The 26838-nt window shown below is 63.3% G+C and carries 26 protein-coding genes; 8 read left to right on the top strand and 18 right to left on the bottom strand.

The window, feature by feature from the left end; all coding sequences use genetic code 11:
- Positions 1-131: 131 nt before the first annotated feature.
- From JFU04_RS16915 to JFU04_RS16925, 3 genes are all read right to left on the bottom strand, one after another.
- Positions 132-3722 carry a transporter substrate-binding domain-containing protein gene (locus JFU04_RS16915; RefSeq protein WP_201145046.1) on the bottom strand — a complete coding sequence of 1197 codons (3591 nt, stop codon included), beginning with the start codon at positions 3720-3722 and terminating at the stop codon, positions 132-134.
- Positions 3723-4349: a response regulator transcription factor gene (locus tag JFU04_RS16920; protein WP_106803530.1), complete on the bottom strand. Its 627-nt coding sequence runs from the start codon at positions 4347-4349 to the stop codon at positions 3723-3725.
- 141 nt (positions 4350-4490) lie between these two features.
- Entirely contained in the window at positions 4491-5672 is a 1182-nt protein-coding gene (locus JFU04_RS16925) for an EAL domain-containing response regulator (protein WP_242485914.1), read from the bottom strand.
- Positions 5673-6307: 635 nt separating this feature from the next.
- Here JFU04_RS16925 and JFU04_RS16930 point away from each other — a divergent pair.
- The 3 genes from JFU04_RS16930 to JFU04_RS16940 all read left to right on the top strand — a co-directional run bounded on the left by JFU04_RS16930 (position 6308) and on the right by JFU04_RS16940 (position 7659).
- Positions 6308-6799 (top strand): GNAT family N-acetyltransferase, encoded by a 492-nt coding sequence (locus tag JFU04_RS16930; protein WP_201145048.1) that lies wholly within the window; start codon positions 6308-6310, stop codon positions 6797-6799.
- A 70-nt stretch (positions 6800-6869) separates the two neighbouring features.
- Positions 6870-7256, top strand: coding sequence for a hypothetical protein (locus JFU04_RS16935; RefSeq protein ID WP_201145050.1), 387 nt, complete (start codon positions 6870-6872; stop codon positions 7254-7256).
- A complete protein-coding gene (locus tag JFU04_RS16940; RefSeq protein WP_201145052.1) occupies positions 7237-7659 on the top strand; it encodes a GNAT family N-acetyltransferase in 423 nt (140 codons plus the stop codon). Before JFU04_RS16935 ends, JFU04_RS16940 begins: the two co-directional genes overlap by 20 nt.
- On the opposite strand, the gene JFU04_RS16945 is transcribed toward JFU04_RS16940, so the two are convergent.
- Positions 7646-8176 carry a GNAT family N-acetyltransferase gene (locus JFU04_RS16945; RefSeq protein WP_240435230.1) on the bottom strand — a complete coding sequence of 177 codons (531 nt, stop codon included), beginning with the start codon at positions 8174-8176 and terminating at the stop codon, positions 7646-7648. The genes JFU04_RS16940 and JFU04_RS16945 overlap by 14 nt on opposite strands.
- 57 nt (positions 8177-8233) lie before the next feature.
- Positions 8234-8791 carry a hypothetical protein gene (locus tag JFU04_RS16950; protein WP_083221467.1) on the bottom strand — a complete coding sequence of 186 codons (558 nt, stop codon included), beginning with the start codon at positions 8789-8791 and terminating at the stop codon, positions 8234-8236.
- Between the two features lie 125 nt (positions 8792-8916).
- Between JFU04_RS16950 and JFU04_RS16955 the strand changes: the two genes are divergently transcribed.
- The gene (locus JFU04_RS16955; RefSeq protein ID WP_201145054.1) at positions 8917-9594 is read left to right on the top strand and encodes a class I SAM-dependent methyltransferase; all 678 of its coding nucleotides are present in this window, start codon (positions 8917-8919) and stop codon (positions 9592-9594) included.
- Between the two features lie 5 nt (positions 9595-9599).
- Here JFU04_RS16955 and JFU04_RS16960 read toward each other — a convergent pair whose 3' ends face one another.
- Positions 9600-10802: a TPM domain-containing protein gene (locus JFU04_RS16960; protein WP_201145056.1), complete on the bottom strand. Its 1203-nt coding sequence runs from the start codon at positions 10800-10802 to the stop codon at positions 9600-9602.
- A 45-nt stretch (positions 10803-10847) separates the two neighbouring features.
- Positions 10848-11657, bottom strand: a complete 810-nt coding sequence (gene dapF / locus JFU04_RS16965) for a diaminopimelate epimerase (protein WP_201145058.1) — start codon at positions 11655-11657, stop codon at positions 10848-10850.
- 117 nt (positions 11658-11774) lie between these two features.
- Here dapF and JFU04_RS16970 point away from each other — a divergent pair, with 117 nt between their 5' ends.
- A complete protein-coding gene (locus JFU04_RS16970; protein WP_201145060.1) occupies positions 11775-12809 on the top strand; it encodes an alginate lyase family protein in 1035 nt (344 codons plus the stop codon).
- A 169-nt stretch (positions 12810-12978) separates the two neighbouring features.
- On the opposite strand, the gene JFU04_RS16975 is transcribed toward JFU04_RS16970, so the two are convergent.
- Positions 12979-14580: a L,D-transpeptidase family protein gene (locus JFU04_RS16975; RefSeq protein ID WP_201145062.1), complete on the bottom strand. Its 1602-nt coding sequence runs from the start codon at positions 14578-14580 to the stop codon at positions 12979-12981.
- Between the two features lie 39 nt (positions 14581-14619).
- Here JFU04_RS16975 and JFU04_RS16980 point away from each other — a divergent pair, with 39 nt between their 5' ends.
- Both JFU04_RS16980 and JFU04_RS16985 read left to right on the top strand, forming a co-directional pair.
- Positions 14620-15333, top strand: a complete 714-nt coding sequence (locus JFU04_RS16980) for a murein L,D-transpeptidase catalytic domain family protein (RefSeq protein WP_065907619.1) — start codon at positions 14620-14622, stop codon at positions 15331-15333.
- Positions 15334-15362: 29 nt separating this feature from the next.
- Positions 15363-16109 (top strand): creatininase family protein, encoded by a 747-nt coding sequence (locus tag JFU04_RS16985; protein WP_201145064.1) that lies wholly within the window; start codon positions 15363-15365, stop codon positions 16107-16109.
- Positions 16110-16920: 811 nt separating this feature from the next.
- Here JFU04_RS16985 and JFU04_RS16990 read toward each other — a convergent pair.
- Together JFU04_RS16990 and JFU04_RS16995 are read right to left on the bottom strand one after the other, a co-directional pair.
- Positions 16921-17262, bottom strand: coding sequence for a hypothetical protein (locus JFU04_RS16990; protein ID WP_065907613.1), 342 nt, complete (start codon positions 17260-17262; stop codon positions 16921-16923).
- 34 nt (positions 17263-17296) lie between these two features.
- Positions 17297-17941: an ATPase gene (locus JFU04_RS16995; RefSeq protein WP_065907612.1), complete on the bottom strand. Its 645-nt coding sequence runs from the start codon at positions 17939-17941 to the stop codon at positions 17297-17299.
- Between the two features lie 131 nt (positions 17942-18072).
- On the opposite strand from JFU04_RS16995, the gene JFU04_RS17000 reads away from it, so the two are divergent.
- Complete coding sequence (locus JFU04_RS17000) at positions 18073-18336, top strand: hypothetical protein (protein ID WP_065907610.1); 264 nt, start codon at positions 18073-18075, stop codon at positions 18334-18336.
- Here the strand turns inward: JFU04_RS17000 and JFU04_RS17005 are convergent.
- The 8 genes from JFU04_RS17005 to JFU04_RS17040 all read right to left on the bottom strand — a co-directional run bounded on the left by JFU04_RS17005 (position 18313) and on the right by JFU04_RS17040 (position 26733).
- Positions 18313-19152 (bottom strand): amidohydrolase family protein, encoded by an 840-nt coding sequence (locus JFU04_RS17005; RefSeq protein ID WP_201145066.1) that lies wholly within the window; start codon positions 19150-19152, stop codon positions 18313-18315. The two genes, JFU04_RS17000 and JFU04_RS17005, sit on opposite strands and share 24 nt — an antisense overlap.
- Before the next feature lie 29 nt (positions 19153-19181).
- The gene (locus JFU04_RS17010; protein WP_106803517.1) at positions 19182-20462 is read right to left on the bottom strand and encodes an MFS transporter; all 1281 of its coding nucleotides are present in this window, start codon (positions 20460-20462) and stop codon (positions 19182-19184) included.
- Positions 20463-20559: 97 nt separating this feature from the next.
- Positions 20560-21291: a GntR family transcriptional regulator gene (locus JFU04_RS17015; RefSeq protein WP_065907604.1), complete on the bottom strand. Its 732-nt coding sequence runs from the start codon at positions 21289-21291 to the stop codon at positions 20560-20562.
- Between the two features lie 112 nt (positions 21292-21403).
- A complete protein-coding gene (gene yfcF / locus JFU04_RS17020; RefSeq protein ID WP_201145068.1) occupies positions 21404-22036 on the bottom strand; it encodes a glutathione transferase in 633 nt (210 codons plus the stop codon).
- A gap of 97 nt (positions 22037-22133) precedes the next feature.
- On the bottom strand, positions 22134-22682 hold the full coding sequence (locus tag JFU04_RS17025) for a DUF924 family protein (RefSeq protein ID WP_065907601.1): 549 nt from the start codon (positions 22680-22682) through the stop codon (positions 22134-22136).
- Positions 22683-22741: 59 nt separating this feature from the next.
- On the bottom strand, positions 22742-25195 hold the full coding sequence (locus JFU04_RS17030; protein WP_201145070.1) for a TonB-dependent receptor: 2454 nt from the start codon (positions 25193-25195) through the stop codon (positions 22742-22744).
- A 90-nt stretch (positions 25196-25285) separates the two neighbouring features.
- Positions 25286-26239 (bottom strand): FecR domain-containing protein, encoded by a 954-nt coding sequence (locus tag JFU04_RS17035; protein WP_201145072.1) that lies wholly within the window; start codon positions 26237-26239, stop codon positions 25286-25288.
- The gene (locus JFU04_RS17040; protein WP_106803512.1) at positions 26236-26733 is read right to left on the bottom strand and encodes a sigma-70 family RNA polymerase sigma factor; all 498 of its coding nucleotides are present in this window, start codon (positions 26731-26733) and stop codon (positions 26236-26238) included. Before JFU04_RS17040 ends, JFU04_RS17035 begins: the two co-directional genes overlap by 4 nt.
- Positions 26734-26838 lie beyond the last annotated feature (105 nt).

Here is a 26838-nt window from a genome sequence, read left to right on the forward strand (position 1 = left end):
CTTCAATCAGGTTGCAGGGCCCGGTCCGCTTGGTCGGCGGGGCCGTTCAACGAGGCTCAGTATCGGAGTTGGGAGGGGTTGATTACGTATGAATGGTGCCGCGTTCTTGTAGGAAATTTCCTAGTGATGACTCAAGCCAGGTAGCGCTCCAATCGCTCTTCGAGCCGCTCCATCTGTTGATGCAGCGCATCCACCGCTTCGGTCAGCTGCGCCGAGTCCAGCCCATTGCAGGCGGCCTCCAGGTCTTCACAGCAGCGAATCAGCCGCTGGGCCTTGATAATCCGCGCGCCACCCTTGACCCGATGCGCGATGTCCGCCAGGCCTTGCAGGTCGTGACGGGTAAACAGCTGCATCAGGCGCGCCATGTCCTGCTCATTGCTGGCGGCCAGGTCGCCCAGCAGGCTTTTGATCGAGTCAATGTCGCCACCGGCCAGGTGTTCAACGCTGGTCAGGTCGATATCGTCATCCGCCGAAAACCCGGCGGCGTCCCCCTGCTCGGTTGCGAGGCCTGCCAGGCGTGCACTCAAGTCCTTGAGGCTGATGGGTTTGAACAGGCAGTCGTCCATACCGGCTGCCAGGCAGCGACCCTTCTCTTCCGGCTGCGCATTGGCGGTAAAGCCCAGGATCAGGCTGGGCGGCGAGCCACGGGCAGTCTCTTCGGCGCGGATCGCCCGGGCCAGTTCGTAGCCGTTCATCAGCGGCATATTGCAGTCAGTAATCACCACATCGAACTGGCCGTTGCGCCAGGCGCGCAACCCGTGGGCGCCATCCTCGGCATCCTCGACCCGGTGCCCCAGGTAGTTGAGTTGCTGGGTGAGTAACTGACGGTTGGCCGGGTAATCATCAATCACCAGGATGTTCAACGCGTGGTTCGTGAGGGCCGGTTCGTCCTCGACCGGAACAATATCGGTCAACGGCTCCAGGGTGGTCAGGTCCAGCCGCACGTCGATGCGCGTGCCTTGGCCCAAGGTGCTGTCGAGGGTCAGGCGCCCGCCCATCATTTCGCAGAGTGTGCGGCTGATGACCAGGCCCAGGCCGGAGCCGCTGCGGGCCGACTGGTCATTGTTGCCGGCTTGGGTAAAGGGGCTGAACAGGCGTTTCTGGTCCTCTTCGCCAATGCCCATGCCGGAGTCCTCCACCTGCAGCCTGACCCCCAGTTGCTCCTTGCTCATCTGCGTTCGAACACTCAGGCGCACGTGGCCCTGGGCGGTGAACTTGATGGCGTTGCTCAGCAGGTTGGACACGATCTGCTTGAAGCGCAGCGGGTCGATCAGCACATCACCATTGACGCCGGCATCGAGGTCCAACTGCAATTGCAGCTGTTTCTGCCGCGCCAGGCCTTCGAAAATGCGCACCACCGACTCCAGCAGCTCGCGCAGGTTGGCGCGCTCCGGATTCAACGACAATCGCCCGGATTCGATGCGGGCAATGTCGAGGATGTCGCCGATCAGGTCCAGCAAGCCGCGCGCCGCGCCGGAAGCCACATCAATCGCAAAGCGATCCATCACGCCTTGGTCAGCCTTCTTCGTCGCCAGTTCGAGCATGCCGATCACCGCGTTCATCGGTGTGCGGATTTCATGGCTCATGGTTGCCAGGAAAGTGGTCTTGGCGCGGTTGGCGGCGTTAACGTCTTCCAGCAGCCGCTGGCGTTCGCTGATATCGATCCAGCCGGCGATCATGCCGCTGACGTCGCCGGTGCTGCTGCGGTACGGCAGCATCCAGTGATAGATAGTCAACACTCGGCCATCGGGCATGCTCAGGCTGCGATCCTGCAACTGTGCTTCGCCGCTGTCCATCACCCGCAGGTAGTCACGGTGATACGCGGCGGCTTCATCCGGGTCGCCGAGCACACCGTCCAGGACGGTCTTGCCGATCACCTGCTCGCGCTCCACCGCGAACACTTCCAGGTAGCCACTGTTGCAGATCAGCAGCTTGCCCTCGCGATCACGCACGTAGATCGGGTGCGGGGTGCCGTTGATCAATACGCGCATGAATTCAACCTGGTCACTCAACGCTTGCTCGGCCTGTTTGCGCTTGCGCATCAACATCCGCAGGTAGGCGATCCAGCCCAGGGCAATCACCAGCAACACGGCGGCAATCACAAAACCCTGGATGATTGCGCTGCGGTTGCGCAGCCAATAGCTGTCGCCCACCACCACTTCGCTACGCCAGCGGTTGGTCAGCTCGTCCATTTCCTCCGGGGCGATGCTGAGCAGCGCCTTGTCCAGGATCGAGAACAGCTCCAGCGAGCCGCGGGCCGTGGCAAAGGCCATGCGCGAGTTGGTAACGCCCACGGTGCTGGTGATACGCAAGCGATCGCGGTATTGCCGGGAAATCATGTAGCGGGCGGTGATCAGCGAATTGACCGCCGCATCGGCCTCGCCATTGGCGACTTTCTGCATGGCGTCGTGGGCGCTGTCGGCATCCACCAGGCGGATGTCCGGGTATTGCTCGGTGAGCATGTCGCGGCTGGAGTCACCGCTGATCACCGCCAGGCGCTTGCCGTGCATGTCGTCCAGAGTATTGGGGCTGCCTGCCGTGGTGCGACTGACCAGTACAAAGGGCGTGGCCAGGTACGGGCGGGTAAAGCGCAGGACTGCTTCGCGCTCCTCGCTGGGAGTGATGGTGATCAGCAGGTCTGCCTTGTTGCTGGTGATGGCGTCGATCATCTCGCGCACCGAACTCACCCGCTGGATATCGAACTTCAAGCCCGTACGCAGGGCCACCTTGGCCAGGACATCGGCGCTGATGCCACGAAATTCACCCTCGTCGCTGTAGAACGACATCGGCAGGAAGTCTTCGTCAATTGCTACCCGCAACCGCGGATTCCTGTCCAGCCAGCGCTGCTCACTGACGCTGAAATGCAACGGATGCTGACCGGGTATGCTCGCGCCGCCGGCGCTCCAGCGGCGCAGAATGGTCTGGCGCTCGGTGACCGGGATCGCCGCCAGTGACGCATTGATAATCCGCAGCAGGCGCGTGTTGTCGCGCTTGACCGAAAACGAAAAATTGCTGACTTCCATGCGCGAGAAGTCAGCCAACTGCACGTTGTTCAGGTAGTTGCGGTTGATCAGGTAGTTGGCACTGATCGCATCGCCCAGGTACACGTCGGCCTGCCCGAACGCCACGGCGCCGATGGCGCTGAGGGTGGAGGGGTAAAGCTGCAAGCTGGCCTTTGGGTAAAAGGCTTCGACAGCCTTGGGCGGCAGATAGTGATAGAGCATCGCCACGCGCTTGCCGGCCAGTTCCGGATCGAGGTTCTGGCTGTCGCCGACACGGCTGACCAGGGTCGGCTGGTCTTCGGCATAGGCCTCGGAGAGTTGAAGTTCCGGATCGGCTGCCTCGTAGCCGTTGGAGCTGCCGAGCATATCGACGTCGCCCGCCTTGAGCGCCGCCAGCACCTCATTGCGTGAGGCATACCGTTGCACCCGAACTTTCACGTGCAGCAATTGCTCCATCAACTGCGCGTAGTCAGCCGTGATGCCTTCGTAGTCATGACGGTTACTGGTGATGCTGAACGGCGAGTAGTCCGGCGCCGAAGAGCCGAGCACCAGCGTGCCCTTGCCGCGCAGCCAGCTCCAGTCGGCTTCGTCCAGGCCCACGCTGTAGTCGCTGACGTCGGAACGCCCGTGCAGCTTGAGCATTTGCGGCGCTGCCAGGGCATTGCCCAGGACGCCGAGCAACAGCAGGCCCAGCAAGCCATGTCGAAGAAGTGTATTCATTCAGATGAGGTTGTTGCGCTTGGCAAAGTCGGCCAGGTACACCACCGATTTGACGTTGAGCTTTTCGATAAGACGGGTCTTGTACGTGCTCACCGTCTTGTTGCTGATCAGCATGGCGTCACCGATTTCCTTATTGGTCAGCCCCTGGGACAGCTGTTGCAAGATGGTCAGTTCGCGGTCGGAGAGATTCTGGATCAACTCGTGATCCGTGGCCTCGAGGTCACTGCGACGTACCGAGCTGTTGGCCAGGTTGGGGAAAAAGGTGTAGCCGTCCATCACGGCCTTGATCGCCTTGGTCACCTCCTCCATGTCGTTGGTCTTGGAGATGAACCCGGCCGCACCGGCTTTCATGCAGCGCATGGAATAAAACAGCGCCGACTGCGAAGTGAACACGAGGATCTTGCTCTGCAGGCGCAGGGATGCCATGCGGTTGAGCACCTCAAGGCCGTCGAGCCTGGGCATGCCGATGTCGAGAATGATCAGGTCGGGAACATGCTCACGCGCCAATTGCACCGCATCTGCGCCGTTATCGGCTTCGGCCACGACTTCAAACTGAACTTGGCGCAGCAGCATTTTGACGGACGAGCGAATGAAGGGATGGTCATCCACAACCAAAGCGGTATACATGTAACCTCCTGTAAGGCGCGCCGGAAAGTTCCGGTGACAGAAGCACCCACGACGCAAAACAATGGATAAACGGCCAGCCGACGCGTTGCTCAAGTTACACGAACACGACTGAAGTGTAGGAAAATTCTGAAGTTTTGCCGCCTAAGCCACCGGCGAACTTATCGGCTGCACATCTTCGCGCGCCAGCCAATGCAGGAGGTCGTGGCCGGTCATTGGCCGGGCCAGGAAAAACCCCTGCCCGAGCTCGCAGCCAAGGCTGATCAGCGCATCACGAATCTGCCGGTTGCTCACGCCTTCGATCACCAGGCTCATGTCCAGCGAGCGGGCCAGGGCCAGGGTGCTACCGACCATGGCCTGGCTGCGCGGCTCGTTCAAGGTGTGAATAAAGTCGCCATCGAGCTTGATCTGGTTGAACGGCAATTGGCACAGCAACTTGAGTGACGAGAAGCCCACGCCGAAGTCGTCGATAGACAAGCCGCAGCCCATCAAGCGCAGGCGCAGCAGGTTTTCCTGGGTGGAAGACTGCAGATCCAGCAAGCCATTTTCAGCCAGCTCGAACACCAGCAACGAGGCGCACAGGCCGTGACGCTGCAGCGCGCCCTGAATATGCTCGATCAGGCCGTGGCGGGCGAGTTGCGAGGCATGCAGGTTGAACGACATTTCCAGCGCAGTGCCCTGGCGATGCAGCACGGCGAGCAATTTCAGCCCCTGCTCCAGCAGCTGTTTGAACATTTCATCGATCAGGTCATAGGCCAGCACCGCGGCGAGGAAATCCTTGGGTAACAACAAGCCCCGGGCCGGGTGCTCCCAACGCGCCAATGCCTCGACGCCGGCGAGGCTGCCATCACTCATCATCCGTTTGGGCTGAAACCAGCCGCGAAACTCCCCCAGGGCCAGGCCCAGTTGTATTTCTTCTTCGCTGGGCAGCGGAGCCATGGCCGCAGACTTGGGGGCTGCCGGTGGTATCGCGCGATAGCGCTTGAGCAACCTGTCCAGCACTTGCGGCTGCAACGGCGTGCTCAAGATACCCAGCAGTTGCACACCCGACAAAAATTCCAGGTGGCCCAGCGCCCGACGCAGTTCAGGACGCAATTCGTTCGACAACCCCACCGCCTGCACCAGGCCAATCTGCCTGGCATAGCGCAGGAACTCCACCTGCTCGGAGCCCTTGTTGCCCAGGTCGCACAGCACGATATCCACGCCGCCGGTGCGCTGCATCAGCAACATCGCCTGTTCGCTGTTGCTGGCCTGCAACACCTCCCGCACCCCGAGCCGTCGCAACATATTGACCAGGGTGCTGCGCTGGGCACTGTGGTTTTCCATAACCAGAACACGTGGTGGGGCCATCGTCATCAACCGTTTTGCAGACTCGAGGGCGCTCATAGTGGCGAGCCTGGATAACCTTCAGCGAAGGAAGTCGCCTGCTAAAATGTAGGAAATTTCCCTATGCATGGATGACTCGAACTGTTCCTTCGGCATCAACCATGATGAAAACCAGCGTTATGGGTTTGAAAAGCGCGCTTGGTGCTGTCTGTACCACCGCCATCGCGGCCTCGCTGGGGCTCGAGCGCTCCCACATTGAAATAAGGCCGACACCGCAAATCCCCTGTGTGAACTGTCGAGCTTTAGCGAGGCTGCGAAAGCGGCCGCATTGGCGATCGAGAGGGTGGCTGACCCAATGCCATCGCCGGCAAGCCATATATTTTGAACATGGTCTCACCACAGATCTCATCGCCATCCCTGCGATCCCCTGTGAGAGCTGCCGAGCTCTAGCGAGGCTGCGAAAGCGGTGTGTCAGCCGAAGAAAATGCCAGCAATGCCGCCGCCTTCTCCATCTCGCCGGGCTTCGACAGTTGCTCCCAGATTTTGCTTGTGTGCTCGCCGCAGCCCCCGCCATGGCGATGGCTGGGGCACGCCGTTATCATGGGGTCTTTCGCTCAACCCTCCAGGAAACGCCCATGCCCGCCCTCACCTTCCGCAACGCCCTCCCCGCCGATGCTGCCCGTTGCTTCGAGATTGAAATCACCGCCTACGAAGGCGACGAGGCGGCGACTCTGGAGAAGATCGCCACGCGCATTGCGCAGTACCCGCAGGGCTTCTTGATTCTGGAAGCCGATGGCGAGGTGGTGGGCTTTATCAACTCGGGTTGCGCCCATGAAGTGGTGATGTCGGACGAAGCGTTCAAGGAGTTGGTGGGCCATTCGGCCGAGGCACCGAATGTGGTGATCATGTCGGTGGTGGTCGACCCGGCGCATCAGGGCCAGGGCTATTCCAAGCGACTGATGACGGAGTTTGTGCAGCGCATGCAGGTGCTGGGCAAGCAGACGATTCACTTGATGTGCAAGGAACAGCATGTGCCGTTGTACACCCGCATGGGCTACACCTACGTGCGCCCTTCGCCTTCGGATCACGGCGGCATGGCGTGGCATGAAATGGTGATGGCTTTTTAATAGCAACGCTTGGAACTTATGCTTTTGGCGACGTCCAACAAGGCACCACGAATTGACTCGGAGTGCCTTGATGTCCAGGTATCGGATTAGCCGCGTTACCGCTGTGTTGTTCGCCGCCACCTTGATCTCGACCGTGCCGTTGGCCTTCGGCGCCACGGCCCAGGACATTGAACACCTACGCAACGGTTCCTTCGCACAGTTTCAGCGCGAAGCCAGCCAACGGGCCGATGAGCAAGCGCGGCAGAACCGCGAACAGATGCGTCAGTTTGCCGAGCAGAATCGCCAGCAGATGAAGGACATGGAAGCGCAAATGCACCGCGACCAACAGGCGCGTGAAGAGGCCGACAACAACGCACGCCTGGCGGCCCGGGAGAAGCCATTGGAAGAGGAGGCAATGCAGGCTAAAGTGCCTGCCTCCTCGACTGAGATACCCGACGATGACGCCACCGCTCATTGAAATCAGCGACCACGCCAACCCCGACGCCGAGCGCATCCTCGGCAACGGCCTCGCCGCCTTCAATACGGCCGCCACCGGCGGCAACGACCGCCGGCCGCTGAACGTGCTGATCAAGGATGCCAGCGGGCAAATCCTCGGTGGCATCACCGGCAAGACCACCCTGGGCACCGCCTTCCTCGACCTTTTCCACCTGCCCGAGGCCCTGCGCGGCAGCGGCCTGGGCAGCCGGTTGCTGCACGCCTTCGAAGACGAAGCACGGCGGCGCGGTTGTACGAATGCGGTGCTCTACACCCTCAGCTTCCAGGCACCGGGTTTCTACGAGCGGCATGGTTGGCTGCGCTTTGGTGAGATCCCGTGTGAACCGGCTGGCAGCTGCCGCGTATTTCTATCTAAGCGGCTGTAGCGTCCAGGGCTTTGCCGAACAAGCGATTCTCATGGGTTTCCCCCTGGAACGTGTACGTCGGCGCGCCCAGCACGGCGTAGCCGCGCCGAGGATAGAACCCCAGCGCCCGCGCATTCCCTGCCCACACCGTCGCCCACAACAACGCCGCACCCGCCGATGCCGCGCGCTGCTCCGCCGCGTGCAGCAATTGATTGCCGATACCCCGACCGGTGAACCGCTCCTGGATGTACAGACGTTGCAGTTCGGCGACGTTGGCCGCGTCGATCAGCGCGTGGCCGGCCTCGAGTTGGATCTGGGCAAAGCCGACCAAATGGTTATTCACCTCGGCCACGATCAATACCGTGCCCGGTTCGGCGATCAGTTGGGCGATGGATTCCGGTGCAAAGGCGTGCAGCGCTTCCTTGGCGATGGCGCTGCGGATGCCTTCGGTGGCGTAGGTGTCGAGGAACACCTGCATGCCCAGCACGCCGATGCACAGGGCGTCCTGGGGGATCGCGTCGCGAATCAGGCAGGTCATGGCAGGCGAGCCTTCGGCACGTGATGGCCGGCCGTTTGCGCACACAGGCCGTGGGCATCAATCATTGGAGATCAACGTGCCGGTGCCGGCGCTGGGATAGATGATCTCTTGGGAGTCAAGGTCCTTGATGCTCGAATAGGTGCGGTATTGAGTGCTGTAGTTCGGCCCCACACCGCGGGTGCTGGCGGTCAGGCGGTAGCTGACCAGGTAGCGTCTGCCGGCCTTGAACTCCACGTCGTCCGCGCCTTCGTTGCAGAACGCGCCGCCGGTGCCGAGGGCGTTCATCGACACGTTGCACCAGCGCAGCGAGTGCTTGCCTGGGCTGAGCTTGAGGGCCTGTTCGCCGCTCACGTTGAGAATCGACTGGCGACCCGCCCCCGGCAACGTCACGCCGTCGACTTCCACCGCAAGTGCCAGGCGGTGAAACGGCACGCCCAGTTCGCGTTCGCGCCAGGTGTCGAAGTACACCAGCACCGCGTCCGGCGCGTTGTTGGAGAGGTCGACAGGGTGGAGTTTTTCCGGCGCCCAGTCGCCCTGGTAGTTCTTGTAGTGATAGTCGGAGCAGGCGCCGAGCAGTGGCAGGGTCAAGATGGCAGCGAGTTTCAGCAGTTTCATCGGGGGGAACGGTCCTTGTGGTCGATGAGATCCTATCGACATCATCGTGGATTTCTTGAACCGATTGCCACTGCCGATTTGCCCCAGTAGGGTTTAGCCCTCGCCAATCCCGCAGGAGCCCTGCCATGAGCTTTTTTTCCGACCCCGACGCCGTCGCCCGTTACGCCGAAGGCCCTGTGCGCCTGGTGCCGGGCTTCGATGGCCTGCAGCGCATGACCACCCTGCTGCTGCGCGAAAGCGTGCCGTCCACCGGCACGGTCCTGGTACTCGGCGCAGGTGGCGGCCTGGAGCTGAAGCGCTTTGCCGACGCCGAGCCGGGTTGGCGCTTTGTGGGGGTGGACCCGGCGGCCGAGATGTTGAAACTGGCGCAGGCGACATTGGGCCCGCTGAATGAGCGCGTCGACTTGCATGAGGGTTACATCGACACGGCGCCGCTGGGGCCATTCGATGGGGCCACGTGCTTGCTGACCTTGCACTTCATCCCGCTGGAGCAGCGCCTGCAAACCCTCAAGGCATTGTGGCAGCGCTTGCTGCCAGGGGCACCGTTGATTGTGGCGCACCACAGCTTCCCGCAGGCCGCGCAGGACAAGGCCCGTTGGTTGCAGCGCTATGCGGCGTTCGCGGTGGATTCGGGGGTGCCGGCGGCGGACGCCGAGCGGGCGATTACCGCGATCAGCGCGCAGCTGCCGGTACTATCGCCCGAGACGGATGAAGCCTTGATGCGCGAGGCCGGGTTTGAAGGGGTGGAGCTGTTTTATGCCGGCTTCAGCTTCAAGGGCTGGGTCGGCTACACGCCGCGCTAGCAGCTTTACCAGCTCCCTGAAGCCCCGCCGCCGCCACTGGAGCCGCCGCCACCGGACGAGCTGCTGCTGGAGCTGGAACCGCTGGAGCTTGATCCGGATGAACTGCCGCCCGAACCGGAACCCGAGCCGGCGGCGGTCTTGCCAAAGATGAACAGCGCCACGAACGAAGCAATCGGAAACGCCACCAGCCAGCCGTCACGCCCGGCGTCGGCGATCAACCCGGCGGCCACGTACACCGCGACCGCCGCCAGCAGCCGCACGGCAAACCCCATGGGGCTGGTCTTCCAGGCGTCTCTCATGACCACCCACAGCGCCAGGTACGCCCCCAGCACGGCCAGCGCGCCCAAGGGCAAGGCCAGCCAATGGACAAAGCTGATCGCCACGAAACGGTCCGCCACCAGCAAGGCCGCGATGTAGGCCAGCAACCCGATCACGCAGTAAAACACCGTGCGCGCCAGCCACAAGGCGCCGAAGGTCGCGCCGCCGATCAGGATCGTCAACGGCAACAACAGCAGGTACATCGGCCAATCGCGTCCACCGGCCAGTGCCGCCAGCGCCACCGTGACCCCGACGGTGAGCATCAAGGCCTGGCGCCAAGGCAGCTTGCCGGCGGCCATCAGCACGCCGCCGATGCCGCCGACGATAAACGCCAGCAACACCGCCACCGCCTGGGGATTGATGCCGGGGCCGGCGACCTTGGGCAAGTCGCCGCCGTCCACCAGCACCACCAGGTCGTTCACGCCCTGGGCCACGCCGCCGGCGAAGTCGCCCTGGCGAAATGCCGGGGTGATGTGTTCTTCGATGATGCGGTGGGCGAGCACGTCGGTGACGGTGCCCTCAAGGCCGTAGCCGACCTCGATGCGCACCTTGCGGTCCTCCTTGGCCACCACCAGCAGGATGCCGTCGTTGACGTCCTTACGCCCGAGTTTCCAGGCGCGAAACAGCTGGTTGGCATAATCCTCGATGCTGCTGCCGCCCGTGGTGGGCACCAGCAGCACGGCGACCTGCGCGCCTTTGCGTTGCTCAAGGGCGGCAAGTTGCTCCTTCAGGCGGGTGGTGGTGCCAGGGTCGAGGGTGTTGGTGAGGTCGATGACCCGTTGGTCGAGGGCCACGCCGATCGGCGAAGTGTCGGCCTGGGCGCTGATGAACAGGCTGCAGGCCATCAACACCAGCAGACTCAAGACGGATTGCTGCAACCACCGCATCATGATTGTTACCTGAAGTTTCTTCCTGAAGGCGCCGACTTTACCTGATCAACACTCGAACGCGTAGGCGCTGCCCTGCATCACCGGCGCCACACTGCCGGTCAGCACGACACCGCCCTGCCCGTCCCAGTGCACCGTGACCGTACCGCCGTCGCACTGCACCTGCACGGTGGCGTCGAGCAGCCCACGCCGGATGCCATTGACCACCGCCCCGCAGCAGCACGAGCCGGACCCCAGCGGCACGCCGCCACCGCGCTCCCAGATGCGCAGGCGGATATGCCCGCGATCGAGCACCTGCACAAAATGCACATTGGTCTTGGCCGGGAACAACGGATGGATTTCCAGCGCCGGCCCCACCGCCGCGACGTCGACAGCGGCGATGTCCTGCACAAAAAACGTGCAATGCGGGTTACCCATGCTGCACGCCGCAGGACGTCCCTCGATGGGCAACGTGCGCGTATCCATGGCCTCGGCAAGCGGCACCGCGGCCCAGTCCAGCGATGGCGCGCCCATGTCCACCGACACTCGCCGCCCCGCCTCGCGCACGCACGTCAGCAGGCCGCGATCGGTGCGCAGCACCACCGAATCGGCGCCGGTTTCATGCATCAGCCGATCAGCCACGCCACGGGTGGCGCTGCCGCACGTGGCCAAAGGCGTGCCGTTGGGGTTCCAGAACTTGATGCGTGCGGCGGCGTCTTCGCAATCGAGCACCACCGCCAGCTGGTTGAAGCCGATGCCGGTGTGACGGTTGCCGAGGCGGCGGGCGACTTCGGGGGTGATCGGGTCATCGAGGCCACGGCGGTCGATGATGATGAAGTCGTCGCCATGGGCGTGCATCTTCACAAAGGGCAAGGTCATGGCGCGTCCTGGGATCGACCGGTGGGGGGCGCCAGCATACTGAGTTGACGGGAGTTTCATCAAACGCTCGCAGGCTGCGTGCTAGCGTGACGGGGTTCGCGTCCGGCAGAGCTTTGCATGAAAAAAACCATCTTGACCCTGGCCGCCATGCTGGCGGCGTTTACCCACGCGGCCTCGGCTGCAAGCCTTTGCCAACCCGTCGCGACAAATCCCGCCTCCCCCGCGCTGCTGGCGGCGGCCCAACGTCACGTGGGTGACCTGCCCCAGCCCCTGGCGCATGTGCACACCGAAGGCACCCTGCCGCACCACGGCATTCGCGAGCAGAGCATCGCGGCCGAGCAGGATTGGCCGGTGATGCGCCAGGCGGCACTGGCCTGGCGCTTGAGCGGCGACGCGCGTTACCTCAAGCAGGTCGATGCCTACCTCGCCGCGTGGGCCGGGGTGTACCAACCGGACTTCAACCCCATCGACGAGACCAACCTCGACATGCTGATCAGCGCCTACGCGCTGACCGCCGACCATCTGAACCCGGCTACCCGCGAGGCCAGTCGCCGCTTGATCAGCCAACTGGGCAACGGCTACATCGCGCGTATCGAACAGTTTCACCCGCCGAAAAAAGGCACGCAGACCAATAACTGGCAGAGCCACCGCGTCAAGTTGGTCAGCGTGGCGGCGGCCGCCTTGGGGGACCGGGTGATGCTGGAGCAGGCCTTTCACCTGTTCCAGCAGCAGGTCGCCGACAATATCCTGCCCGACGGCTCTGTGACCGACTTCCAGGACCGCGACGCCCTGCATTACGTGGTCTACGACCTTGAGCCGCTGGTGCAGGCCGCGCTGGCGGCCAAGCCCTACGGGGTGGGTGGCAACTGGCTGACCACCACCGCCAATGGCGCGTCCCTGGGTGCCGCCCTCGATTGGCTGGTGCCGTATGCCACGGGTGAGCGCAGCCATCAGGAGTTCGTGCACACCCATGTTCAATTCGACAAAGACCGCGCCGGCGTTGGCGAGGCTGGCTACAGCGGCGCCTGGCAGCCCAGGAGCAGCGCAAGCCTGTTTTGGCTGGCTGCGCAACTGGACCCGCGCTACCGACCCGTGGCAATGCAGCTCTCGGCCAAGCCGGCAGACTGGATCAGCGCCTGCTATTTGAAATAGGGCATCTGGATGTGCTGCCGTCGGGGCGGGAGCAGTTGCAGGGATGCACGGTGGTCGGCATCAGCCATCAGGCGGGATTGGATGTTGGGGGTGTGATGGGGCTGCTGCGCAGCCCAACGCGGGGCAAGCCCGCTCGCCACAGGAGCCCAGGGGCCAGGGTTTGGGTGGGTTAGAGGACGCTGCCCATCGCCTTCATCAATACCGGGTCACGCGCGTAGATGTCCGGCGCGTAGACCAGGTCGCCCTGGCCGTCGACCTGTACGGTCCAGTAGCCCAACAATACCGGTACCGGCGTGGCCAGGCGGAATTCGTGGGTCAGGCCGGTAGCCAGCAGTTCGTCGGTGCGCGCGCGTTCGGCCGGGCTCACCAGCAGGTCGCGCAGCAGCAACGGCTGCTCGACCCTCACGCACCCCGAACTGAACGCCCGTGGCCCTTTGGTAAACAGCGGCTGGCTAGGGGTGTCATGCAGGTACACCGAGTAGGGATTGGGGAAGCGCATCACGATCTTGCCCAACGGATTGCGCGGGCCGGCTTCCTGGCGCAGGAGGATATTGCCGGGGCGTGCCCAGTCGACTTGGTCGGGCGCCAGCGGGTGGCCTTGGGCGTCGAGCACCTGCAGGTTCTGCTGGCGCAGGTATTCGGGGTTGAGGCGGATCGCTGGCAACTTGTCCTCGCGCATGATGGTCGGCGGGATGGTCCAGGTGGGATTGAGGGTCAGGCGGGTAATGCGTGACTTGAGCAGCGGCGTCTGGCGTTCGGCGCGGCCCACTTGCAGGCGGGTTTGCCACACCGGGATGCCGCTCTGGTACACGCTCAGTTGCGCGGCCGCCACGTTGACGAGCACGCCTTCGGGTTCCAGGTCCTGGGCCAGCCAGCGAAAACGCTCGAGGTTGATGCGCAGTTGTTCGCGGCGCACGGCCGGGCTGACGTTGAGTTCGGCCACGGTGCCGGTGCCGATCACGCCGTCGGCCTGCAGCGAGTGGCTGAGCTGGAAGGCCTTGACCGCCTTGACCAACTCGTCGCGGTATTGCCTGCTGTTGCCGGTCGGTGCCTTGGCAAGGTAGCCGCCGCTGTACAGGCGCCGCGCGAGTTCGGGCACGCGCGGGTCTTCCATGCCCGGGCGCAGCAACGGGCCGGTGGCGACCGGGTCCCAATGCGGCAACGGTCGTTGGCGCACGGCGGAATAGGCGTTGCGCAAGCTGCGATAAAGATCGGCGCTGGGGCGCGCCTGGTCGAAGGCCTGGGCCATGTCCTGCAGGCCGGCGGCGGCAAAGGCCAGCACTTCGGTATCCGGGTCATGGGCCGGCGGCTGCGAGTGCCACAGGGGCTCGAAGCGCGACTGCTGCAGGCGCCCGTAATGCAGATCCTGCAGGGCTTGCAGGTACTGCCGGCTGCTGTCGATATCGCTGCACAGCACGTTAGCCGTGGCGTCCGCCGCAGGCAGGCTATAGTGGGTGGGGTCCAGGCCGTCGTCGGCGAGCATCAGCAACTGAGCGTGCAACGCTTGCCGACGCTCATCGGCGGTCCATAAAGGCACATCGCCCTGTTGCTGGTAGAAGGCTTGCAGACGGGCTTGCACGGCGGCATCGATCTGCGGCGCCAGGCTGGGGCAAACACTGGCCAGTTGCGCCAGGGCCTGCTGCACTGGCGCCGTGGCGACCAACGTTGGCGGTGCGACGGGTAACGCGGCGTCCGGCAGCGCATCGGCTGTCGCGACCAATGGTGCAACGAGCAGGCAAATGCTCAAGTAACATGCGTGTTTTTTGAACAATGGCTTTGCTCCAATCCACAGTGGGGGGATGTACTGTAGATGCTGACTTTTTTCTGCCGCCTCGGTTTGATAGCCGTAAGCCTGGCCGCGTTGAGCAATACTGCGCTCGCCGCCAATGGCAACCCTCCTTCCTTGTATAGCAGCCTGGCGCGCTCGGCTCCAGAACTCAATCCCACTGTGCTCAAAAGCGCCCTGAGCGCGGTGCAGTGCGCGGTCAACAACGGCGAGGAACGCTCAGAGCGCCTGGCCGTCATTGACTATTCGCAGCCATCGACCGCTCGTCGGCTGTGGATCTTCGACTTGCGCAAAAAGACCCTGGTACTGCGCGACCTGGTGGCCCATGGTGCCAAGTCCGGGGAAAACTTCGCCACCCAGTTTTCCAACCAGGAAGGCAGCCACCAATCCAGCCTGGGCCTGTTTCGAACCCAGGAAAGCTACCTCGGCGCCCACGGCTACTCGCTGCGCATGGACGGCCTGGAGCCGGGCTTCAACGACCAGGCCCGCGACCGCGCCCTGGTAATTCATGCCGCCGACTACGTCAGCCCCTTGTGGAGCAAGCGCGAAGGCCGTATCGGCCGCAGCCAGGGTTGCCCGGCCGTGCGCCCGCAGGTGGCACGCCAGGTGGTGGATAAGCTCAAGGATGGGCAGTTCATGTTTTCGTGGTACCCCGACCAGCGCTGGCTGAAGTCCTCTACGTACCTCAATTGCAAACCCCAACAGGTGGCGAGTAGTCGTACAATCCGTGGCGGATAGCCTGTCCCACAGATAAAAGAGAGCATCGCATGCTGCTACACAAATCCACCTGGATCGAGATCGGACAGTTTCTGGAACGCAGCCGCACGGTGGTGATCCCCATCGGCTCCAACGAACAGCATGGCCCAACCGGCCTGCTCGGTACCGACTGGATGTGTCCGGAAATCATCGCCCATGAGGCGCAGAAAAACGCCGACATCCTGATTGGCCCCACTTTCAATATCGGCATGGCCCAGCATCACCTGGGTTTCCCCGGCACCATTTCGCTGCGCCCTTCCACCTTCATTGCCGCGATTGGCGACTGGGTGCGCTCGCTGGCGGGGCATGGTTTCGAAAAGATCCTGTTCCTCAACGGCCATGGCGGCAATATCGCCACGATTGAAGCGGCGTTTTCCGAGCTGTACGCCGAGGCGAGCTTCGGCCGTCGCCCCGCCGGGTTTGCGCTGAAGCTGGTGAACTGGTGGGATCTGGAGGGCGTCAACGAGTTGGCTCACCGCCAATTCCCGGTGGGCCATGGCAGCCATGCCACGCCGTCGGAGATTGCCGTGACGCAATGGGCGTACCCGGAATCGATCAAGTCTGCCGACTACTCGCCGCAAATCGCCAACACCGGGCCGATCCGCGAAGCCCTCGACTTCCGCGCACGCTTCCCCGACGGACGCATGGGCTCCGACCCCGCGCTGGCGACCGTGGAAAAAGGCGGTGAACTGGTGACATTGGCGGCGCAAGGGCTGGTCAAGACAGTCAACACCTTCAGCAACGAAGCCAAGCCCTAGGTCCTGCACCGACTAAAAATGTGGGAGCTGGCGTGCTCGCGAAGGTGGTAGGTCAGTTGATGCATTCGCTGGCTGATCCACCGCTTTCGCAGGCAAGCCAGCTCCCACATTTGATCTGCGTACACCCGGGGTCTCAGGCCCCATCCCAATCCCCTGTGGGCAAGGGCTGGCCAACACTTTCAGCCTCGCAGCCAGCCCCCGATCCCTGCACACATCAAAAAATGTGGGAGCGGGCTTGCTCGCGAAGGCGGTGTGCCAGTTGATGCATTCGCTGGCTGATCCACCGCTTTCGCAGGCAAGCCAGCTCCCACATTTGATCTGCGTACACCCGGGGTCTCAGGCCCCATCTAAACCCCTTGTGGGCAAGGGCTGGCCAACACTTTCAGCCTCGCAGCCAAACCCTAGGTCCTGCACCGACATAAAAATGTGGGAGCGGGCTTGCTCGCGAAGGCGGTGTGCCAGTTGATGCATTCGCTGGCTGATCCACCGCTTTCGCAGGCAAGCCAGCTCCCACATTTGATCTGCGTACACCCGGGGTCTCAGGCCCCATCCCAAACCCCTGTGGGCAAGGGCTGGCCAACACTTTCAGCCTCGCAGCCACCCCCCGATCCCTGCACACATCAAAAAATGTGGGAGCGGGCTTGCCCGCGAAAGCGGTGTGTCAGTCACCGAAACTATCGACTGATCCACCGCTTTCGCGAGCAAGCCCGCTCCCACATTGGGGATGTATTTCAAGTTGGAACCGGGTTGTGCAATCCGCTCAAAGGTTGGCGCGCCCACATCCCCACACCAGGCGATGCGCTGCCGGCAGTTACTTGCATTCCTGCGCGGCAAGCTCCAAACGCGATGGCGTGATCGTCGACGCCAGCGGCTTGCGCTCGTACAAGAACACTTTGCCGCCATCCTGCGACTTGTAGGCTTCCAGCACGTCATCGGCGGCGATCTTGCTGGTGAGTACCACTTTGGCGTGACGCGAGTTTTGCGTCACGGTCGAGGTGATCCCGTGTTTTTCAAGTTTCGGTACAACACACTGCACATAGGCTTCTGGGCCCTTGCTGGTTTGCAGGGTCAGGGTGGGTGCATTCGGAGCGGAAACACAACCGGCCAGTAACAGGGAAGCAAAGGCCAGGGCCGGGACGAAAAAAGAGCGCATGAAAAATTCCTGAAAATAACTAAAAAAGGTCACATCAACTGGCACGAATCAACGCTTTGAGCGATGCATCGAACTGCTTCAAGGCATCAAGCTGTACATCGCGCTGCTGTTCGATCTGCGCAGCAATCTCCGGTGCGGCCTTGTCGTGCACCCACACCGATGGCAGCTGTTTGTGCACCGAGCCTTCGGCCTTGGCGATGTATTGCAGGTTCGTGTCATAGAACCGCGCAATAAAACGCGCCTCGACCTGGTCGTTACGCTGGGTCAGCAGTTGGTTATGGGTGTCGAGCATCACCACCACATCGGGGTGAGCCTGCATCAGGGCATCCAGGTTGTCGTACACGGTGACCGACAGGAAGGTGCCTTGCAGCGAGCTCATCAACCAATCGATGGCCAGTTCCGGGTCGGAACTGTTGACGAACGCCTCGCGGATACGCCCGTCGAGGGCATCCTTGGCGCCATTCAAGGCCATGTCGTGGTAGCGTTCAAGGTAGCTGAGATTGTCGCGGGTGTTGTCGCTCAGCAACACACCCACCGATTGCGCACGCTGCAGGGAGTCTACGCTACCGACGATAGGTAGCAAATGGCCTGTGGGCAGTTCATCAGCGATTGCCGCCGTGTTCATGACGACAGTGCCCAGCATCAGGGCCATCAAAGCCAGTTGGATAAATGTCCTCATCGCGCATTTCCTTGAGCAGCGTCTTGATGAGGCGATTTTCCGCCTTTCCTGTAAAAACAGAACTTGCGATGCTTGATGGTGACTATTATCTGAACCGATAGTGCGCACATAAAACTTATAAGGACCACGCCATGAAGCCCCACCAGAAAACCTTCGACCGCATCCGCGAGGCCGTACTGCCGGAGTTTCGCGAGCGGGTCGCCGATTACCTGGTCGACTATGAAACCGTGCTGCAGAACGACACCGCCGATGCCGAGCAGGTGAATGCCAGCGCCCAGCAACTGCGCGGCTATCTGCGCGGCTTGAACACCACACGGGTGCTGGGCATGGCGGATTGGGAAGACCTCGACCGCCGCGTGGAGCAGGCCTGGCTACGGGTGGTGGAAGCCGAATAAGCGGCTCGGCGTATCGACCAGCAACGCCTGCTCGACCTGCGCCGAACAGCCCAGGGCCTGGCGCTGCTCAACCACATTGGCATAGCCTGTGGACGCTTCATGTTGGGTGTGCGGCCAGTCACTGCCCCACACCAGCCGATGCCGACCGAAACTTTGCAGCAGCAGCGGCATGGCCTCGCGCGCAAACGCCAGGTTCTGCGCGGGCGTGCCGGCCAGGCGGTAGATACCCGAGACTTTCAACCACAGGTGGCCGCTGAGTCCCAGCTCCAGCAGCTCAGCAAACCCGCGTTGCTCAACCCCTTGCCGGGCATCGGGCCGGCCAAAGTGATCAATCACCAGCTTGACCCCGAACGGAATCAAGTGCCGAACCAGTTGCGGCAAGTCATCCACCTCGCGGTGCAATTCCACGTGCCAGCCGAGTTCGGCGATCAGCGCGAAAAACCCTTTCCAGCCCGGCCCGGCAAAATCCGGCAGCGCACGCCCCACCAGGTTCAAGCGCACCCCCACGACGCCCAGGCGGGCCATGGCCTGTAAAGCATCGCGACCGACGTCCGGGTCTACGACGACCACCCCACGCAACTGACCGGGCGCCTGCTGCAGGGCCGCGAGCAGGTATTGATTGTCGGTGCCGAGGAAGCTCGGTTGTACCAGCACGCCGTGGCTGAGGCCATTGGCGTGCAGATGGCTGAGGTAATCCCCCAGCGTGGCGTCGTACCCAGGGGTATAGCGCCGCTCACCGGCCAGGGTCAGCGCCTGGCTGAACACATGGGCGTGGGCATCGATGCCGGTGATGGGCGTGGAGCAGTTATCGAGCATGGTGGTCGTCTTTCATCCGTAAATAGGTCTCAGGCCTGCGCGCGCTGGCCGCTGGGGATGCTGTCGACCGGCGCCGCTTCCAGCACGCGGCCACGGGTTTCCGGCAGGCACAGGGCGGCAATCACGGCGACCCCGTAGGCAATCCCGGCATCAATGCCGATGGCCGAGCCCAGCGACATCGAGTCGCTCATGTGCCCCACCAGGAACGGGAACACCGCCGACAGCACGCGCCCGAAGTTGTAGCAAAAGCCCACGCCGGCACCGCGCACATCCGCCGGGTACAGCTCGTTGAACAACGCCCCCAGGCTGGCCGGAATGCCGGCGGCGAAGAAGCCCAGCGGGAAGCCTAGGAACAACATCTGCGTATTGGTCAGCGGCAGGAACACATAGGCCTGCACGGTGACCACGCAGCACAGCGCGAACAGCACGATGTTCTTGCGCCGGCCAATGCGGTCGATCAGCAAGCCACTGACCACGCAGCCACACCAGAACGCAAAAATGATCACCGCCAGGTAGCCACCCGAGTTGAGCACCGACAGGTTGCGCTCGGTCTTGAGGAAGGTCGGCAGCCAGGTCATCACCGCGTGGTAACCGCCATGTGCGCCCAGGCCCAGCAGGCCGCCAAACAGCGTGACGCGGATCAGCTCGGGGCGAAAAATCCCGGCCAGCGACTTGAAGAAGCTCTGCGGGATGACCTGCTCTTTTTGCAGGCGCTGGAAGCTGTCGGGCTCTTCCACATTGCGGCGCACCCAGATGATCAGGAACGACGGCAGCAGGCCCACCACGAACATCACACGCCAGGCCATGTCCTGCGGCACAAACGAATAGATCAGCGCGAACACCCCGACCGCCACGCCCCAGCCCACGGCCCAGGCGCTTTGCACGGTGCCCATGACCTTGCCGCGATACTTGGGGTTGATGGTCTCGGCCATCAGCACCGCGCCCGCCGCCCACTCACCACCGATGCCGAAACCCTGCAGGGCCTTGACGATCAGCAACTGGTGGAAGCCGGTAACAAACGCCGAGATAAACGTGAAGAACGAGAACCACAGGATCATCCACTGCAAGGTGCGCACCCGGCCGTAGCGGTCGGACAAGGTGCCGCCGACCCAGCCACCGATGGCCGAGGTGACCAGCGTGACCCCGCTGATCAGCCCGGCATCGCCCTTGCTCAAGGCGAACGCGGCGATCAGGGCCGGGATCGCCAGGCCGAACATTTGCACTTCCAATGCATCGAGGGACCATCCGCCGAAGCAGGCCCAGAACGTTTTGCGCTCCCGAGGAGTGACTTGGCGATACCAACTGAACATGATTTTTATCCTTATAGGTCAAACGCGAGGCAGCCGAGCACGAACCGCGCCGTTGCAAGGCCAGTGTTGGCAAACACGTGAAACTACGGGTGGTGCGTCAGCGGATATCCACGCGGTATCGGAAGTGCTCGGCGTGCCCGCGCGAGCGTCGCCACTCCAGCGGCTGCCCGGCGTAATCGCGGGCCAGGCGCTCGATCACCACCACCGGGCTGTTGACCGGCACCTGCAACAGCCGCGCGTACACCTCGTTGACCGACTCGGCGGTAAGGGTTTCCTCGGCCGAGGCCACCACTTGTCCGCAGACGCTTTCATACACCGGGTAGAGCAACGGGCCCTGCGCGGATAAGTCGATGTCGAGCAACGCCTGGAAGCGCTTGCGCGGCAGCCAGATCTCTTCCGCCAGCAACGGCTGCACGTCCAGCAGACGGGTACGCACGATACGAATCACCTGGGCTTCGGCTTTCAGGCCGAGGACCTCGCTGACTGCAGACGGTGCTGTCACGGACTCCACCGTGAGGATGCGGCTCTCGGGCACCTGGCGTTCGCCCGAGGGGCCTTGGAAACGGAAGAAGCGAAACAGCGAAGACTGGAATTGCGGGCGACGTACGAACGTGCCACGGCCCTGCTGGCGCTCAAGGATGCCCTCGCTCACCAGCGCATCCACCGCCTTGCGCACGGTGCCGGTGGAGATCTCGTATTCGGCGGACAGCACCGCTTCGGTGGGAATCGCTTCGCCAGGGCGCCAGCGATTGTTGGCGATCTGTTCGACCAGATGGTCGCGCAGGCGTTGATAGAGCGGCAGACGGGCATCACTGGAGAGCGTATTCATGGGGCCACATTCACTTTGTTTATTTAGTCATATATATGAATATGGCGAGAGTATTTGCCGCGCGGGTGACGCCTGTCAAGGGCGCCACCGCAGGCGGGGGATGAATGGTGGCTTAAAGCGCAGGGCGTGGCAGGTTGACCCATTCCTGCACAGACGGCCGCGCCCACTGGCGCTGCGCGTAATCAACCAGCCCGGCGGGCACGCTGTCGCCGTTGAGAATCAGGCGATTGAGCATCACCGCCAGGTCCACATCGACAATCGACCACGCGCCGAACAGGTACTCCGGGTTACCCGCCAGCAGCGCCTGCGCCGCACTGATCAACGTACCTGCCGCGACCTCGGCCGCCGGCGACAGCGGCGGCATTGTCTGCCCGCAGAACACCACCAGCGTCGAACGCTCCTGGCGGATCGGCAGCAAGTCGCTGCGCAGCCACGCCTGCACCTGACGCGCCCGTGCCCGCTGCCTTGGCTCGACCGGGTACACCGGCGTGTCCGGGTAAAGGTGCTCCAGGTACTCGGTGATCGCTGACGACTCCGACAGCGCAAAATCGCCGTGCACCAGCGTGGGCACGCGCTGGGTCAGGGACAGTTGGGCGAAATCGGCGGTGCGATTTTGCGCGGCGTCCAGGTCCAGGGTCACCACATCGAAGCCCAGGCCCTTTTCGCGCAGGGCGACGAACACCGACATCGCGTAGGGGCTGGTGTAGAGCGAATCAACATAGAGGCGCAACGGGGGCTGGTGCATGGCAGGGTCTCCTTGGGTGAAACCCCACGCTACGAGATGTCCGCCGAGAAAGACAATGCGCTGTTTTTATGGGGGCATTCCTCGCGGGAATAGCCGCTCAGCCGGCGAACCCGCCCTCCTCCAGAAAGCTGCGTTCGTCGGGTGTGGTGAGCCTGGCCAACACGTCGTTGCGATGCGGAAACCGCCCGAAGCGCTCGATGATGCGCGCGTGTTCCTTGGCCCAGCGGTAGGTGTTGGCGTCCAACGCCGCGTTGAGTGCCACAGAGCGTTGCTGGTCAGCCGCATCCTCCGAGTGCTCAAACGGCAGGTAGCAGAACGCACGCAACGCGAGGTCCACCTGCTGATCGAGGCCGGCATCGACCATGCGCCGGGCATACAGGCGCGCCAGCGGGTCGGTGGCGAACATGTGCGCGGTCCCGCGAAACGCATTGCGTGGATATTGGTCGAGCAGGATCAACAGCGCCAGCGCGCCGTCAGCCGTGTCCAGCCAGCCTTCCAGCTCACGCCGGGCCGCTTGCAGGTGGGTGGCGTGGAAGGTGTCGCGAAAGCTTGCGTCAAACCCATCATCCTTGGCGAACCAGCGCTTGGGGCCGGCGTGCTGCCAGAAATCGATGACGGACTGCGGCGTGTGTTCGGTCGTACTCACGGTGGCTATCTCCTGTAGGCGCCGGTTGGCCGGCACCTACAGTGGACCGTAGTGGGCGCTTAGAAGTCCAGCGTGGCCGACAGCTTGATCGTGCGCGGCTCGCCCTGGGTCAGGTAGTTGTTGGCCGTCGATGCCGACGCCCAGTACGCCTTGTTCGCCACGTTCTCGACGTTGGCGCGCAGGGTGATGTACTTGTCGTCAGCCTTGAAGCCATAGCGGGCGCCGAGGTCGACGCGGGTCCAGGCCGGGATGTTCAGGGTGTTGGTGGCGTTGACGTATTCCCCGCCGGTGCGCAGCAGCCGTGCGTTGACGGCGGCGCCCTGGAGGCCCGGGATGTCCCAGTCGGCACCCAGGTTGAACTGGAAGCGCGGCACGCCGGCGGCGCGGTTGCCATCGGTGGCGCCGTTGGAGGTGTTCTGCAATTCAGTGTGCATCCACGTGGCACCCGCCAGCAGGCGCAGGCCGTCGATGGGCTCGCCGAACACGTTCAACTCGACGCCTTTGTTGATTTGCTCGCCGTCGACATTGAACGTGCGGGTGCCGTTGGGGAACTGCGGCGTCACACTGTTGGGGTTGTTGTTGGTCGCGCTGTTGGGCTGTTCGATGCGGTAGACACCGAGGGTCGCACCGTAGTTGTCCCAATCGAGCTTTACCCCGGCCTCGGTCTGTTTGCTGCGACTCGGCGGGAACACGTCGCCGCTGTTGGTGATGTCGACCGCCGTCGGCACCGTGGGCCCCTGGGCCAGCCCTTCGATCCGGTTGGCATACAACGACACGTGCTCCCACGGCTTGACGACCAGCCCATACACCGGCGTGGTGATGGACTCGCCATAGTTCGCCGTGCGTGCGCCGCTGGTGGTGTTCCAGCCATCCACTTCGATGGTCTGGCGACGCACGCCGACGGTCAACAGCACGCGGTCGTCGATAAAGCCGAACGTGTCCGAAACGGCGGCGCTCTTGATACGGTTCTTGCCGACGACACGCGGGTCGTGAATGTCGCTGCCGAAGTTAGTGACGGTCGGGCGAGGCACCTGGGTCGGGTTGTACAGATTGCCCGGCCGACGGTTGGCCTGCAGGATCGCCTCGAACGCCGAACGCTGCTCACCCCAGATGCCAGACAACCCGAGATTGACCTGATGGGTCACCGGCCCGGTGTTGAAATGCCCGTTGAGGCCGGCCATGGCGCTCTTGTTGTCTTCATCATGGGGCGAGTACAGGAAGCCGACGCGGCCGCTGCCGTCGTTGCCCACGTACAACGATGAATACTGGCCATTCTCGCGCGTGTGCTTGGCACCGCCGCCGACATAGGCGCTCCAGTTTTCAGTCAGGTCGTACTCGGCATTGAACATGCCGTAGGTGTCTTCCAGCTCCGACCAGCTCCAGTCCTGCGCATAGTTGTCCTTGGCCGAAGGCGCCTTCGGCACTTTGGTGCCATTGGGGTACACCACCGAGCGGCCATTGTTGATGCGTTCTTTCTGGTAGCCGAAGTCGGTGGACAGGCGCAGGCGATCACCCCGGTAATCCAGGGCCACGGCCACCAGTTGCGAGCTTTTGAATTCATCCTCGATGGCAGTATCGCCGCCATGCCGGGCCAGGTTGACCCGCGCGCCGAAGCGGTTGTCTTCACCAAAGCGCTGGCCCACGTCGAGGTGGCCGCCGGCCTGGCCATCGGTGGTGGTGTCGAGGGTGACGCTGCGCGTGGCGATGTCTTCGGCGCGCTTGGGCACCAGGTTGACGCTGCCGCCAATGCCGCTGCCAGCCGGCGACACGCCGTTGACGAAGGCGTTGGGGCCCTTGAACAGCTCGACGCGCTCCAGCGCCTCGGTGGTGATGATTTGCCGCGGCAGCACGCCGTACAGGCCATTGAAGGCAATGTCATCGGTGTTCAACGGCAAGCCACGGATGGTGAACACCTGGGAGAAGTTGCCGAACCCGGAAGACTGGCGCACCGACGCATCATTGAGCAGCACATCGCCCACGGTGCGCGCCTGCTGGTCGGCGATAGTCTTGGCGGTGTAGCTGACCACGCTGAACGGCACATCATTGATCGAACGATTGCCCAACACGCCCAGCCGTGCCGAACGCGCGACCTGGCCACCGCCGTAGGTGTCCGCCTGCGCCCCGCCCTCGCCGCTGATGGTGGTAGCGCCCAGCTCCACCGCATCGCCGCTGGCCTGGGGCACCACGGTGTAGCCATTCGCGCCGGTGCTCTGCAGGGTATAGCCGCTGCCCTGCAGCAACTGCATAAAGCCCGACTGCGCGGTGTAACTGCCTTGCAGGCCTGCGCTGTGCTGGTCATTGAGCAGCTTGGAGTCGAACGACAACGGCACGCCGGACAACGCCGCAAACTGCGCCAGCACATTGCCCAACGGCCCGGCGCCGAGGTTGTAGCTGCGCGCCGCGCTGCTTGCCGGCTCGGCGGCCACGGCGCTGTGCAGCGGTGCGATGGCCGCGAGCGCGACGGCCAGGCTCAAGGCCTGCAAGGGGCGGATGGGGTGCGATGTGAAGGTCATGGGCATTCCTGTCGGCGCGGTGCAAAGTTGAGGGTTCTCCCCTACACCGCACGACAACGAAAAAGGTGTCAGCGAACAGGCAAAAAAGTTTCAGCGTGGCTCAACAGTGACCCAGTAACCGGTCAGGCTGCTGACCTTGACCGGCAACGTGTCCTGCAACAGGCGCAGGCTGGCATCGGTGTCGCGCAGCGGGAACGCGCCGGACACGCTCAACCCGGCCACACTGGCGTGACAGCGCAACACGCCCTGCCGGTAGCGGCCCAGCTCCTCGAGCAAATCCGCCAGGCGCATCTGCTGGGCCAGCAACATGCCGTTTTCCCAGGTCATTGCGCCCACCTCCAGCGGCGCCACCGCCGCCACGCTGTCACTGCCGAACGCGCTCTGTTCACCGGCCTTGAGGATCAGCCCCCGGCTGGCATGCAGCGGCAGCATTTCCACTGCGCCGTCGATCACCGCCACGCGGCTGCTCTGCTCCCCGACCCGCACACTGAAATGCGTCCCCAGCGCCCGCGCGCTGCCGTGGCGGGTCTGCACGCTGAACGGACGGTGCGTCGGCGCCGGGTCCTTGGCGGTGGTAATCAGCACTTCGCCTTGCAGCAATTCGATGCGCCGCACCTGATCGGTAAAGACGATATTCAGCGAGCTGGCAGTGTTGATCAGCAGGCGCGTGCCATCCGGCAACGTGAGGTTGCGCTGCTCGCCGATGGCGGTGTGCTGGTCGGCGGTCCAGGCCTGCCAGGGCTTGTGCTGCCAGGCCAGCCAGCTCGCCGGCCCCGCCAGCAGCAACAGCCCGAGGGCCTGGCGCCGACCCAGCGCTTTCTTGCGGCCGATGCGCTTGAGGGTGTCGCCGGCAATCGCGCCGGGCACGCTGTTGAAGTCGCCGAGGATCGCTTCCGCCCGCTGCCAAGCCTGGGCGTGCTGCGCGCTGCGGCACTGCCATTGGGCGATGGCGCGGCGATCCTCGTCGGTGGCGCTGCCGGACTGCAACTGCACCATCCAGTCAGCGGCCTCGCCGAGGATCAGCGGGTCGATTGACGGGCTCATGCCACGCTCAAGCAGGCGAGAAATGCATCGCGCATGTAGCGCTTGACCGACACCAGCGACACCTGCAGGTGCTCGGCGATCTGCGCGTAGGTCAAGCCGTCGATCTGCGACATCAGGAAGGCCTGGCGGGTGTTGTCGGGCAGGTCGCGCAGCATGGCTTCGATGCGGTACAGCGCTTCGAGGATCAGCCAGCGGGTTTCCGGCGACGGCACTTCCTGCTCGGGCAGGTGGGCAATGGTCTCAAGGTAGGCGCGCTCGACTTCCTGGCGGCGCCAACTGTCGATCATCAGGCCCTTGGCGATATGCGTGAGCAACGCACGCGGCTCGCTGCCAAAACCGTTGCCGGGCTGGCGGGTGAGCAGGCGCATGAAGGTATCGTGGGCCAGGTCGGCCGCGTCGCTGGCGTTGCCCAGCTTGCGGTCGAGCCAGCGGTACAACCATCCGTGGTGTTCGCAGTACAGGTCCTGGATAGGCAGATTAAGGGGGGACGACATGCGAGTCACCGGCGCGGGGCCAAGGAGTAATTAAGAATTGATCGCATTCTAATCTGCACGACGAAGCACGGCAACGCGCAAATTAATGTTATAGGATAACGCTCC

This window comes from Pseudomonas sp. TH21 (assembly GCF_016651025.1).
GTDB classification, from domain to species: domain Bacteria; phylum Pseudomonadota; class Gammaproteobacteria; order Pseudomonadales; family Pseudomonadaceae; genus Aquipseudomonas; species Aquipseudomonas aylmerensis.